This window comes from Thermoleptolyngbya oregonensis NK1-22 (assembly GCF_032705245.1).
GTDB lineage: Bacteria > Cyanobacteriota > Cyanobacteriia > Elainellales > Elainellaceae > Thermoleptolyngbya > Thermoleptolyngbya sichuanensis.
The window spans coordinates 899,470-912,308 of record NZ_CP053540.1; the positions used below are offsets into that span (position 1 = coordinate 899,470).

9 protein-coding genes are annotated in these 12,839 nt (G+C 56.2%); 6 read left to right on the plus strand and 3 right to left on the minus strand.

The genetic code is table 11. The annotated features are described in order from the left end of the window. The first annotated feature begins 7 nt into the window (after positions 1–7). Positions 8–1,645 (plus strand): chaperonin GroEL, encoded by a 1,638-nt coding sequence (gene groL, locus HNI00_RS03855; RefSeq protein WP_172356365.1) that lies wholly within the window; start codon positions 8–10, stop codon positions 1,643–1,645. 202 nt (positions 1,646–1,847) lie between these two features. On the opposite strand, the gene HNI00_RS03860 is transcribed toward groL, so the two are convergent. The 3 genes from HNI00_RS03860 to HNI00_RS03870 form a co-directional block, all read right to left on the minus strand. Beyond that, a complete protein-coding gene (locus HNI00_RS03860; RefSeq protein ID WP_316790838.1) occupies positions 1,848–2,975 on the minus strand; it encodes a CO2 hydration protein in 1,128 nt (375 codons plus the stop codon). A 132-nt stretch (positions 2,976–3,107) separates the two neighbouring features. Continuing rightward, positions 3,108–4,619 (minus strand): NADH-quinone oxidoreductase subunit M, encoded by a 1,512-nt coding sequence (locus HNI00_RS03865; RefSeq protein ID WP_316790839.1) that lies wholly within the window; start codon positions 4,617–4,619, stop codon positions 3,108–3,110. A gap of 138 nt (positions 4,620–4,757) precedes the next feature. Beyond that, positions 4,758–6,593 (minus strand): NAD(P)H-quinone oxidoreductase subunit F, encoded by a 1,836-nt coding sequence (locus HNI00_RS03870; RefSeq protein ID WP_316790841.1) that lies wholly within the window; start codon positions 6,591–6,593, stop codon positions 4,758–4,760. A gap of 1,609 nt (positions 6,594–8,202) precedes the next feature. Here HNI00_RS03870 and HNI00_RS03875 point away from each other — a divergent pair. The 5 genes from HNI00_RS03875 to HNI00_RS03895 all read left to right on the plus strand — a co-directional run bounded on the left by HNI00_RS03875 (position 8,203) and on the right by HNI00_RS03895 (position 12,788). Then, positions 8,203–8,544, plus strand: a complete 342-nt coding sequence (locus HNI00_RS03875) for a carbon dioxide-concentrating mechanism protein CcmK (RefSeq protein ID WP_068507759.1) — start codon at positions 8,203–8,205, stop codon at positions 8,542–8,544. Positions 8,545–8,554: 10 nt separating this feature from the next. Further along, positions 8,555–8,857, plus strand: a complete 303-nt coding sequence (locus HNI00_RS03880; protein ID WP_068507758.1) for a beta-carboxysome shell vertex protein CcmL — start codon at positions 8,555–8,557, stop codon at positions 8,855–8,857. A gap of 304 nt (positions 8,858–9,161) precedes the next feature. Continuing rightward, positions 9,162–10,856, plus strand: a complete 1,695-nt coding sequence (locus HNI00_RS03885; protein WP_474769321.1) for a beta-carboxysome scaffolding protein CcmM — start codon at positions 9,162–9,164, stop codon at positions 10,854–10,856. A 193-nt stretch (positions 10,857–11,049) separates the two neighbouring features. Continuing rightward, positions 11,050–11,691 carry a beta-carboxysome scaffolding protein CcmN gene (locus HNI00_RS03890; RefSeq protein WP_316790846.1) on the plus strand — a complete coding sequence of 214 codons (642 nt, stop codon included), beginning with the start codon at positions 11,050–11,052 and terminating at the stop codon, positions 11,689–11,691. Between the two features lie 185 nt (positions 11,692–11,876). Further along, positions 11,877–12,788: a beta-carboxysome assembly protein CcmO gene (locus HNI00_RS03895; RefSeq protein ID WP_316790848.1), complete on the plus strand. Its 912-nt coding sequence runs from the start codon at positions 11,877–11,879 to the stop codon at positions 12,786–12,788. The last annotated feature ends 51 nt before the right edge of the window (positions 12,789–12,839 follow it).

The window sequence follows — 12,839 nt, forward strand, 5'->3', positions numbered from 1 at the left end:
CGAAACTATGGCTAAGCGCATCATTTACAACGAAAACGCACGTCGCGCTCTGGAAAAGGGCATCGATATTCTGGCAGAAGCCGTCGCAGTCACCCTCGGCCCCAAAGGTCGGAACGTGGTGCTAGAGAAGAAGTTTGGCGCACCTCAAATTGTCAACGATGGTGTGACCATTGCCAAAGAGATTGAGCTAGAAGACCATATCGAAAACACGGGCGTTTCTCTCATCCGTCAGGCCGCATCCAAGACCAACGACGCTGCGGGCGACGGAACGACCACTGCGACCGTGCTGGCCCATGCAATGGTGAAGGAAGGTCTGCGGAACGTGGCGGCGGGGGCCAATGCGATCTCGCTGAAGCGCGGTATCGACAAGGCTTCTGCGTTCCTGGTAGACAAGATTGCAGAACATGCTCGTCCGGTGGAAGACTCCAAGGCGATCGCCCAGGTTGGCTCTATCTCGGCGGGCAATGACGAAGAAGTCGGCGCGATGATTGCCGAAGCGATGGACAAAGTGGGTCGCGAGGGCGTGATCTCGCTGGAAGAAGGCAAGTCCATGACGACCGAACTGGAAGTCACCGAAGGGATGCGCTTCGACAAGGGCTATATCTCGCCCTACTTTGCCACCGACACCGAGCGCATGGAGGCCATCCTGGATGAGCCGTTTATCCTGCTGACCGACAAGAAGATTACCCTGGTGCAAGACCTGGTGCCCGTGCTGGAGCAAGTAGCCCGCGCCGGTCGTCCGCTGCTGATCATTGCTGAGGACATCGAGAAAGAAGCTCTGGCAACTCTGGTGGTCAACCGCCTGCGGGGTGTGCTGAATGTGGCTGCGGTCAAGGCTCCTGGTTTTGGCGATCGCCGCAAGGCCATGCTGGAAGACATCGCCGTGCTGACGGGTGGCCAGGTGATCACCGAAGATGCGGGTCTGAAGCTGGACAGCGTGAAGCTGGAAAGCCTGGGTAAGGCTCGCCGTGTCACCATCACCAAAGACACCACGACCATCGTTGCCGAGGGCAACGAGGCTCAGGTCAAGGCTCGCTGCGAGCAAATTCGTCGTCAGATCGAAGAAACTGATTCTTCCTACGACAAAGAGAAGCTGCAGGAGCGCCTGGCCAAGCTCTCCGGCGGTGTTGCCGTAGTCAAGGTCGGTGCTGCGACCGAAACCGAAATGAAGGATCGCAAGCTGCGCCTGGAAGATGCCATCAACGCAACCAAAGCTGCGGTGGAAGAGGGTATCGTCCCTGGCGGCGGCACCACGCTGGCTCACCTGGCTCCCCAACTGGAGGAGTGGGCTAAGAGCAACCTGACGGCGGAAGAGCTGACGGGTGCGCTGATCGTGGCTCGTGCCCTGTCTGCGCCACTGAAGCGGATTGCCGAAAACGCAGGTCAGAACGGCGCGGTGATTGCTGAGCGTGTGAAGGAGAAGGACTTCAACGTGGGCTACAACGCTGCCACCGACGAGTTCGTGGATATGTTCTCTGCGGGCATCGTTGACCCTGCGAAGGTGACCCGTTCTGCCCTGCAAAACGCGGCTTCGATCGCGGGCATGGTGCTGACGACCGAGTGCATCGTGGTTGACAAGCCTGAACCTAAGGAAGCGGCTGGCGCTGGCGCTGGCGGCGGCATGGGCGGCGACTTCGACTACTAAGTTCCGACGACTTAGTTCGACGACTTAGTTCGACGACTTAGTTGGAACATTCCCAGGTGTTACGCTGCTGGTGTAGCTTCTGGGAGCCAGACTTAGGGTCGGAGGTCAAGAGCACTTAACGAAAAGAGCGATCGTTTCAAGCGGGCGATCGCTCTTTTTTTTTAGTTCTCTTTTAGCCCTCCTTTAGCTCTCCTGCCACGCCCTATTCCTGCACGCGCGGCAAACGCGAGGGCGACAGGCGCTCCACCCAGGCTTCGAGATAGGCCCGGTTGGCCTGTTTCTGAGCGAGATCGGTTGTATCTAGCGGATGCGGTAGCGTGCCCAAAATAGCTGCCGTCGTCACGCAAAACATCGATTTTTGGAAGCTGAGACAGATCTTCACCCGCAGGTCATCTTCGCCGCGCAGTCCTTGCTGATAAATTTTGTGCAAGTAATCAGGCAGAAAATGGCGCATATCCTGCATCAGCAGCGTGGGCGGAATGCCTCCACCCCCAATGGGCAGCGGATCGGCAAACAGCGCCCCATAGTTAAAGTCTGCCTGGTTGGCTGAAATTTGGTGCGCCTGGGCGTTGTAAGACACCGTGCCAAAGAAGGGAAACGACCGGAGAAACACCGCTTCCACATAGGGCAGCGCGGTATCGGGCAAAAAGGTCAATCCAGCGGAGGCTGGTAGCAGGTCGTAGGATTTTCCGTCAATGTTGACCGCATAGGTGATCGGCAGTGCGGCTGCATCGACTAAGCCCTGCTTGACATGCGCCACAACATCGGCGATTGTCTTGATTTCTCCCCGGTCGTAGCGATCTGAAAGCTTGAGGAACATCGGACTCATGACCCGCCAAAACTGCCCCAGCCCGCTGTAGTAGCAAAGCAACCGCACCTGTTCTACCAGGAAGTCGGGAAACAACTGATTGAGACCGCTCATCAGCGGATTGGACTTGACCTTGGCGCGAATCGCCGTTTTCGCCAGGTTCACAAACTCTGGCGTGTCGAGAAATGCATCCAGCCCGCCGCCACCGTGCCAGAACATGCCTTTCATGCAATATTCGGCAAATTCGTAGTTAATTCGGTCGTGCCACCAGTGGCGCAGCAGCTTGGCCGTTGTGATTTCGCCGTTGAAATATTTGAAAAACGGAAACAGCACCAAAAACTGATGCTCTGAAATGTAAATCAGGTTGCGCCAGTAGGCATCCAGCACCACGCCATAGCTCTTGAGAATGCCCACCACTTCCACGACGTTTTCCGGGGTGTCGGGCAGCAGCGCACCGCCAGATTCAATCCGGTCCACGATGTAGGCAAGGGGATGGGCGGCGGGAGAAGGTGCGGTTAGCATAGCAGGAGCTTCAGGATCTTATAGAGCAAGGGGGTGGGTGTGGGGTGGTGGGATGGTTGCGTAAGCTGCGTGATCTCTGAATCTTTCGTGATCCCTGAATCGTTAAGGACGTTCAAGCAAATGACTCAAAAATTACTCAACGCTTCGGCGGAGCGGGCGGGGGGCCAGTGCAGCGGCGATCGCCCGGTCGTCTAGCGTGCCTAGCGACAGGGAGGTGAGTTCACTCCAGCGGGTCATCCAGTTGGGCTGAAGCCCCAGGAAGATGACCAAAACGACGACCACAATCGAAGGAATGCGGTCTTTCCAGTAGATGGCCGGCAGGTTCGCTAGGGCATCCGGCAGCCGTCCAAAGAAGACGCGGTTAATCAAATTCAGGAAGTACACGGCTGTTAGCCCAACGCCGAGCATACACAGCAAAGTCTGGATGGGGAAGACCAGCAGGCTGCTGCGGTAGATGATGTACTCAGCAATAAAGCCCACCATGCCAGGAATGCCCGCGCTGGCCATGACCCCAGCAATCATCAGGGAACCCACCAGCGGTAGACCTCGCTCTGGGGTCAGCAGGCCCCGCAGCACCGTCACATCCCGCGTCCCGGTTTTGGCATAGACCACGCCCACCAGGAAAAACAGCAGCGCGGAAATCAGCCCGTGGCTAACCATTTGGGCGATCGCCCCAGCGATGCTCAACGGCGTGGCGGCGGCGGCGGCTAACAGGATATAGCCCATGTGCCCGACGGAACTGTAGGCGACGATTTTCTTCATGTCGGTCTGGGCGATCGCCACAAAGGAGCCATACAGCACATTCACCACCGCCAACCAGGCCAGCCACGGTGCGACGATTTGCCAGGTTTCAGGAAATAGCCCCAGCCCAAAGCGCACAATTCCGTAGGTTCCCAGCTTCAGCAGCACACCCGCCAGCAGCACCGAGGCTGGCGTTGGCGCTTCGACGTGGGTATCTGGCAGCCAGGTATGCAGCGGCACAATTGGAATCTTGATGCCAAAGCCAATCAGCAGCGTAATCAGCAGCACCAACTGAGTAGCAATCGGCAGCGCCGGGTTTTGCAGCACCGCATAGTCAAAGCTGCCCGTCCCGCTGAGCAGCGCCAGTCCGAAGAAAGCAGCCAAAATCAGGATTCCAGACAGGGCAGTGTAAATCAGAAATTTGGTTGCCGCATAGCCCCGCCGCGCACCACCCCAAATTGCCACCATCAGATAAAGCGGAATCAGTTCCACCTCGTAGAACAGGAAGAACAGCAGCAGATTTTCTGACAAAAACGCCCCCGCCACGCCCGCTTCTAGCAGCAGCATCAGGCAGTACCAGAGCCGAGGACGGTTCAAATTCGCATCGGTACTGTAAATCGCCAGCCACACCAGCAGGCTATTCAGCACCAGCAGCGGCAGCGACAGCCCATCCATCCCCAGCTTGTAGCTCAGCCCAAGCTGCTCAATCCACGTCAGCGATTCCTGAAACTGAAATCCAGCCGCACTGGTGTCAAACTGGCTGACCAGCACCCCAGTCCACGCCAGAACCATCGTTGCAAACACCAGCGCCACTTGGCGACCCCGATCTGCTGCCTGCGCTTGGGGCAAGAGGCTGATGATCAGCGCACCAATGACCGGAAACCAGATTAGAACACTCAGCATGGCGAATCGAAAGGGTTGGATGCTTGGGCGAGGGTTTGGGTAGAGGGTTTGAATGAAAAGTTTGGTTAAAACGCTCGGATGACAGCTTTTTCTTTTAGACGTTTTGGCGACGGGCGTTTTGAATTCAGCAACAGCGATTTAAAACATCCAGCCCAGCCAGGCGATGCCCAAAATGACCCCGATAAACACGGTCAGCAGGTAGTGTCTGGCGCGTCCTGAGACGGTGTATTTCAGGCTCTCGCCACCAATCAGCGATGCAACGCCAAGGAGATTCACCATGCCGTCTACCACGTATCGGTCAAACCAAGCCGTGAGCCGCGACCCCTGAGCCACAGCAAACACGACCGTCAGCTTGTAAAGCTGCTCAATCCGAAAATCGTGGGCCAGGAAATCCTGGAGCGATTTCCAGCCCAGTCCTCCTGGCTGCGGCAGGGGGCGAGATCCCAGGTAAAAGAAAACACCCAGCCCACAACCGGTGATGCTGGAGGCAAATAGCGCCCCGGCGATCGCCAGATTCATGTCTCTCCAGTCGGGCAGCAGCCCCCAGTTGTGGAGCATGACGGGCACAAGCAGCGTGGCGATCGCCACCGATACCATCGGCACTGCAATCGGCCAGGGTGCTTCAGGAGCGCGTCGCGTTTTGGGCTTCACCTCACCACAAAAGACCAAACCAAACACTCTCGTTAGCCCAAAAGCCGTCAGACCGTTGACGATCAGCAGCACCGCCAGCAAACCTGGCGAAGACCGCCACACCGGCAGCGCCCACTGATACATCGCCCAAAAGCAGCCCAGCGGCACCAGCCCCACAGACCCCAGCGCCCCGATAATAAAAGCGCTAGCGGTTGCAGGCATCCGCGACCCCAGCGCCCCCATTTCTCGAAGATCTTGAGTGCTGGTGGTCAGAATCACTGAGCCAGTACACATAAACAGCAGTGCTTTGGCAATTCCGTGGGTTAGCAGCAGCAGAAGTGCAGTGTCATGCTGCTGTAGCCCTACGGCCAAAAACACCAGACCCAGGTAAGCGCTCGTGGTGTGGGAAAGGGCGCGTTTGATGTCGATTTGGGCGATCGCCACCAGCGAAGCCCCGACCGCCGTCACCGTCCCCAGCACCATTAGGGTCGTCAGCGCCACAGGCGACAGCGCCACGATCGGCTGCATCCGAATCAGCACGTAGGCTCCGCAGGCCACCACCACCGAGTTCCGCAGGATCGAAGCCGGGTTTGGCCCCTCCATTGCCTCATCCAGCCACAGGTTCAAAGGAAACTGGGCACACTTGCCGACCGGGCCCGCAATCAGGGCCAGACCCACCAGATTTGCCACCAGCGGCGACAAATTCGCTGTTTCAGCCCAGGCTTCCAGATAGGGAAAGTCTAAATCGCCCGCCAGGAGACCCACCGCAACCACGCCCATCAGCAGCAGCACATCGCCCACGCGCTTGGTCAAGAAAGCATCGCGAGCCGCCGTGACCACCAGCGGTTGAGCATACCAAAATCCCACAAGCAAATAGGTCGAAAGCGTCAGCATCTCCAGCAGGGCATAGCTGAGGAACAGCGAGTTGCTCAGCACCAGTCCACTCATGGCTCCCTCAAAAAAGCCCATCAGCGCGTAGAACCGGGCCAGCGCCCAGTCTTTCTCTAGGTATCCCAGGGCAAACACCTGGGCCATCAGGCTCAAGACCGTAATAATCAGTGCTGCGCCAACGCTGATTCGGGATAGCTCTAGCGATAGGGTAATGTCTAGATCTAGCACCGACAGCCAGGGTAGCGGCTCATACTGGGGCGGCATATCCCAAACTGCCCACAGCAGCAGCCCACAGTGAACCAGGGCCAGCAGCGTCATCAAAATATTGAAATAGGCCGCTGGCCGGGGACCCGTTCGCCGCACCGCCCCCACAGACCAAGGCAACGTCAACAGCGCCCCCAACAGCCCATAGCCTGGTACCCACCAACTGGTTTCAATTAGAAACTGAACCATCGATACCATCCCCTACGCGCGTTACATGTACCAAGATAGGTGCCAAATAGGTGCCAATATTTTGGGCTGTCTCTTGTCAACTCGTAGACATGCCATAGTGGCTCAAACGTTTCCCTTGCGAGCCTGAGGCTACTCTACCGCAGCGAACCCTATAGGCCTGACTAATTTCAGACGAATCCAAACCGTGAGGCTAGTAGGTTCGTGCCATTGTCCAAACCATAGTAGTCTTAGCCAAGGTTTGAACCAGCTTGAACCCATTGGTCTAAAACTACTTGAGCAAACTATTTGAGCAACTTGAGCGATTCTCGCATCGCTGTTAATGCCAGATCAAGCGAACCGAGGATTTTCCTGGATGCTGGCGGGTTGCGACGTGCTGTTGACTTGGTGCTAAGTTGACTTGGTGCTAAAAAGGCGATCGCACTTTTCTCTAGAACGTGCGATCGCCGCTACACAAAGTTTTTGTAATAAGGACTATAGCATTACCGCCGCAAACGCTTATAAAAAGCAAACAACTTGTTGCCCCTCTGGTTTCATACGATTGACAACGTTGAAATGTAAATTATTGTGTTGATTCTCAATCAAAAAAACACAAAATATTAAATTCCCTCAAGGTTTACAAACTGTTTTTCTAGAAAAAAACGTTGGCTCTCGCTTTCCTCATAGAATACAGGGGCCATTACGGGATAAGGAGTTAAAGGTTCAAGGGGCTGGCAACTTCCGAACCAGCACTTTTCGGTATATGTGCCTGTCCTTAGTATTGTTCACAGATATTTGTCAGATAGTTTGTCAGATATTTTTTGTAGGTATTGCCACAATGCACGGAATGTGCGGTTCTATGTGTGCGGTTCTATGTGCAGCTTTGTGCAGCTTTGCTCACACCACGCATTACACTACAAGCCTTTGCGCTCTGTTCTTGGGTCAAGCCTGTTGAGGAGCAGGTTGCCAACGGATATAACGCTGAGTTATATAGACCATAAAAACAATTACCTTGGTTTATATTGCCAAAGCGTCCAACCCCCTTGTATTCTGACAATGGGAATTCCGTCGTGCTTTTCCAATCTATTTCTTGTGATGCAAATGCCGAGTTTGTTTGCTCATCTAGAGATTTTTTGGACATATTGTGATATTGGCTGAAGCTACATTTCAGCACTTTATCTAAGGATTTGAAGCCGTACAGGCTGTTGACTGTGGCTGGATCTTCTCGGGGGTTCCTGTTGGAAGCTCCAAAGTGTTTGTTCTATGCCCACGTTGCACGGTTGTTCTGGCTTGAAGCACGCTGAAGATGATGGTTGCTGGGTTGGCTAGCTACAGCTTGTATAGCTGAGACAAAGCGTTATCGCTTGCATCATTTCCCACACCTATGGTCGCTTAAGTCCATTCTGCAAGACTGATGGAAGGTTGAAGCAGAGTTCTTAATATCTAGGTCGCTGCTGGCTGTTACTTAGTTGCACATAACTTGTCATAATTAACAGTTGCAGACAGATTGACGGTGTTGGGCTGGTGAATAAGGGTTTTGGACGAGTTTGCTGGCCCAGGCTGCGAGTGGCGATGAATGGCGATCGCAGGTTGTAGTTTTGTTTGAGTACCGTTTTTTGGAAGGGAGAAAACGATGGCAATTGCAGTTGGAATGGTAGAAACTCTGGGCTTTCCTGCCGTGGTCGAAGCGGCGGACGCGATGGTGAAAGCAGCACGGGTGACGCTAGTTGGCTATGAGAAAATCGGCAGTGGGCGGGTGACCGTGATTGTCCGGGGCGACGTGTCCGAAGTGCAAGCTTCCGTGGCGGCTGGGATTGAAAACGTGAAGCGAGTCAACGGCGGACAAGTGCTGTCCACTCACATTATTGCTCGTCCTCATGAAAACCTGGAGTACGTGCTGCCGATTCGCTATACCGAAGCCGTTGAAGCCTTCCGGGAAAGCGTCAGCGGGATTCGCCCCGTCAACCGTCCGTAGTAGCCGCTAGATGCAGATTGCCAAGGTTTGCGGTACGGTCGTTAGCACTCAAAAAGAGCCTAGTTTGCAGGGGGTCAAGTTTCTGTTGTTGCAGTTTGTCGATGTGGAGGGAAACCTCTTGGCAGACTATGAAGTGGCGGCAGACAGCGTAGGGGCCGGGCTAGATGAATGGGTCTTGGTTAGTCGAGGCAGTGCTGCGCGTCAGACCCCTGGCGGAGAGTCTCGTCCCCTGGATGCCCTAGTGATTGGCATCATTGATACTGTGAGCGTGGAGAATCTCATGCTTTATCGCAAGCGGGATCAGGATCGGTGATTGTCGATGGTTGTCTAAGAGGGCTATCCAACAGTGGTTCCGATTCTAGAGTTCTGAGTTCTAGCGTTCCGATTCTAGAGTGGTGAGGGCGATCGCCCGTTGAGTGCTGTGGGAAACCGGGAGCCTGACCATGTGTTTCAGGCTCTCGGTTTACGGCTGATCGGGGTCGATCGGGCTGTGAGGGTGGTGAAAGGTTTGGATTGACCTTGCTCGATCTGTGTCGGCCGGTTTTACGGGTTGATCGGCCTGTTAATATTGCCGGTCACGGTTCGAGTTTTGTTGCTGGGTCAGGAGAGCTGTGGTCATGGTTGCTCAAAGCTCCGTTGCTGCTACACCCTGGGCAAAAGGGGTAACGCAGCCTAAGATTCATGAGACTGCATACGTTCACTCCTTTTCGACAGTGATGGGAGATGTGCAGATTGGTGCAAACGTGCTAATCTCACCGGGCGCTTCTATCCGAGCGGAGGAGGGCGCACCCTTTTATGTCGGTTCGGGCAGCAGCGTTCAGGAGGGGGCGATCGTTCACGGGTTGCCGCAAGGGCGCGTGCTGGGGGATGATCAGCAGCCCTACTCAGTCTGGATTGGTCAAGACGTTTCTATTACCCACATGGCGCTGATTCACGGGCCGGCCTATGTGGGCGATCGCTGCTTTATCGGCTTTCGGTCTACGGTGTTCAACGCCCGCATCGGCGAGGGCTGCATTGTTATGATGCATGCGCTCATCCAGGATGTGGAAATTCCGCCGGGTCGGTATGTTCCCTCCGGGTCGATCATCACCACCCAGCAGCAGGCCGACCGCTTGCCAGAGGTTCAGTCGGTTGATATCGAGTTTGCTTCCCAAGTCGTTGGTTTCAACGACGCAATGCGGTCTGGTGGTGGGGGCGCTGGTTCTCCGGCCCGCTCCGAATCAGCCCGCCTTCAGCAGCCGAGCGATCGCGCTGCCGAGTCGTCCTATCGTTCCAGCCAAAATCCTGAGATGCTGAATACTCAATTAACTCCAGAAGTTGTCGAACAGGTGCGCCACTTGCTAGCCCAGGGCTATCGAATTGGCACCGAACATGCGGATACTCGCCGATTCCAAACCAGTTCCTGGCATAGCTGTGCGCCCATCCAGTCTTCCCGCGAGGCAGATGTGCTGGCGGCGCTACAAGCCTGCCTGACCGAGCATAGCGGCGAATACGTGCGGCTGTTTGGCATCGATACTCACTCCAAGCGGCGCGTCGGGGAACTGATCGTGCAGCGGCCGGGCGATCGCACCAACGGAAACGGCGCATCGACCAGTGCTGCCAGCTATTCCAGCCAAAGCTACACTGGCCAAAGCTATAGCAAGCCTGCTGCGTCCTATGGCAGCACAAACTCGTCTGGACTGTCGGCGGAAGTGGTGGAACATGTTCGTGGGCTGCTGTCTCGTGGCCTGAAAATTGGCACCGAACACGCCGACAAGCGCCGCTTTCAAACGAGTTCCTGGCATACCTGCGCTCCCATCCTGGCAACCCGCGATTCTGAGGCGATTTCAGCACTGCAAGCCTGTCTAGCAGAGCATTCGGGTGAGTATGTCCGGCTGTTTGGCATTGATCCCAAGCTCAAGCAGCGGGTTGGAGAACTGATCGTGCAGCGTCCTGGCAATGGGCAAAACGGCAGCGCTCCTGCCCCCAGCTACAGCAGCAGTGGCTCATCCTATCAGCAGCCCGCCGCCAGCAGCTTCAACGCAGGCCATAGCTCTGCTGCTTCGAGCCAGCGCCTTAGCCCTGAAGTCGTCGATCAGGTTCGCCACCTGCTGGCTCAGGGCTACAAGGTTGCCGTAGAACACGCCGACAAACGCCGTTTCCAGACTAGCTCTTGGGAAAGCTGCTCGCCGATCGAGTCTAGTCGCGAAGCGGACGTGCTGGCGGCTTTGGAGCGCTGCCTGGGAGACAACCAGGGGCAGTATGTCCGGGTTTATGGAGTCGATACTCAGTCCAAGCGACGGGTTGCAGAGACGATCATTCAGCGTCCATAGACCCTCTAGCCACATTGTGTAGCTACTCTATGTGAACTGTGTAGCTGCTCTATGTGAACACTCGAGACAGGCACTATCTAGGTTGCCGTTATGGGTCGCGATCACAGGCTGCGGCGCGGCTCGGTGGCGCTGCGACTTGTTGATCGGGTGGGATCAGGTTTAACGACAGATTGGTTTATACACCTTTAGGGCAATGCAGAGGTCACCGCTATCGTCAGTTGAGGGCAGCCCTGGGCTGACAAATGGCGATGTGGTGATTGAACCCGGTGCGGCGATCGCCCCTGGGGTTTTGCTCCAGGCTGATCCTGGCAGTCAGATCGCAATTCGGGCAGGGGTTAGCGTTGCGGCGGGGGCTATCTTGCACGCTCACGGCGGCCCGCTGACGATCGAGGCAGGCGCGACGATCGGTTCACGGGCGCTAATCATTGGGGCGGGACACATCGGCGCGACGGCTTGCATCGGTGCTGAGGCGACGATTCTGAATCCGGCGATCGCCCCTGGCGAAATGGTTCCCCCTAGGGCGTTGCTGGGAGACACGAGCCGTCGGGTTAACCTGGATACCCCACTCGCCTCTGCGATGCCAGACTCCAGCGGTGCGATTCCATCCATACTTCCATCCACGCCGCTGCCTGCTCCACCTTCCACGTCTGCTGCTGGGCCGGGGCCTGATGTGCTGAGTGACCATCGCTCTGTGGGCGGACTCTCGACCACTGCGCCGATTAGTCTGTCCACACCCCCGGTCTACGGACGAGAGGCACTTCAGCAGCTTCTAGCAACCATGTTTCCCTATCGGCAAGCGGAGACAGATGGCGCTTCGCCGTCTGATGCTGGCTGAATCATGTAGTTCAATCTTGTGCAGATTATTTCAATCTTGTGCAGATTAGTTCAATCTTGTACAGAAATCATGCAGAACTTGCGCCAGTGTCTAACGCAAGTTGGGCAGTGCAAGCCAAAAGACCGCCAAGCCGAGGGCGTAGTGTTAAGCTGAGAGGGCGATCGCCAATCTGAGCATCAAACCCTATGGACGCATCCGGCAAACTTCAGGTTGGAACGACCCCGCCCCGGCGAGACTTTGGAGACAGCGCTTTGGGGCTAGTTTGCACGCGCAGCTTTCCCGCCATTGTGGGCACGGCTGATATGATGCTGAAGTCCTCCGGCGTGACGCTGATTGGCTATGAAAAAACAGGCAGCGGCTATTGCACTGCCGTCGTGCGGGGCGGCATTTCCGATGTCCGCATTGCCGTAGATGTGGGCGAAGAAACAGCGCGACGGTTCGACCAGTTTATTTCTAAAACCATCATTGCCCGCCCCTCGCCCAACCTCGAAGCCGTACTACCCATCGGCAGTCGGCTGGCAAAGTTTCTCTCCGACCGGGGCTATAGCCGCCTCAGCAAGCAGGCTGTGGGGCTTCTGGAAACACGCGGCTATCCGGCAATGGTGGGCGCAGCCGATGCCATGCTGAAGGCGGCCGAGGTACAGCTTGCGGCGTGCGAAACGATTGGCGACGGGCTGTGTACGGCAATTATTCGCGGGCGCGTGGCGGATGTGGCAATGGCTGTAGAAGCCGGGATGCACGAAGCCGAGCGGATTGGCGAACTGCACGCCGTGATGGTGATTCCGCGCCCGCTGGATGACTTGGAAGAAACCCTTCCTCTGGCCAGCTACTGGATCGAGAAGCCGCAGCCGATCGCCCTGCCGCTTGATCTAAAAGCGCCGCAGAAGGAGTTGGCTGCACCAGAACAGCCCGAAGTCGAAGTGCAAAAGACTGTACAGCAGATAACCGTACAAAAGACTATCGAGTTGGCAGAACCGCTGGAACCCGAAGTGCGATCGCCCCACGCTGCTCCCCCTCTTGCCGAACCGATTCCCCTGCCAGAGCTAGACCCCCTGGCTGATCAGCGTCCCAAGCGCTTGGAAAATCCTGAAGAATAATCCAATCAGAATCATCTGACGTTCCCCAGTTCTAAACCCGCTCTCACCTTT

Excerpts from the sequence above, each read along its gene's own strand:
- groL (WP_172356365.1), top strand. The coding sequence starts at position 8 with ATGGCTAAGCGCATCATTTACAACGAAAACGCACGTCGCGCTCTGGAA.
- HNI00_RS03860 (WP_316790838.1), bottom strand. The coding sequence starts at position 2,975 with ATGCTAACCGCACCTTCTCCCGCCGCCCATCCCCTTGCCTACATCGTG.
- HNI00_RS03865 (WP_316790839.1), bottom strand. The coding sequence starts at position 4,619 with ATGCTGAGTGTTCTAATCTGGTTTCCGGTCATTGGTGCGCTGATCATC.
- HNI00_RS03870 (WP_316790841.1), bottom strand. The coding sequence starts at position 6,593 with ATGGTTCAGTTTCTAATTGAAACCAGTTGGTGGGTACCAGGCTATGGG.
- HNI00_RS03875 (WP_068507759.1), top strand. The coding sequence starts at position 8,203 with ATGGCAATTGCAGTTGGAATGGTAGAAACTCTGGGCTTTCCTGCCGTG.
- HNI00_RS03880 (WP_068507758.1), top strand. The coding sequence starts at position 8,555 with ATGCAGATTGCCAAGGTTTGCGGTACGGTCGTTAGCACTCAAAAAGAG.
- HNI00_RS03885 (WP_474769321.1), top strand. The coding sequence starts at position 9,162 with ATGGTTGCTCAAAGCTCCGTTGCTGCTACACCCTGGGCAAAAGGGGTA.
- HNI00_RS03890 (WP_316790846.1), top strand. The coding sequence starts at position 11,050 with ATGCAGAGGTCACCGCTATCGTCAGTTGAGGGCAGCCCTGGGCTGACA.
- HNI00_RS03895 (WP_316790848.1), top strand. The coding sequence starts at position 11,877 with ATGGACGCATCCGGCAAACTTCAGGTTGGAACGACCCCGCCCCGGCGA.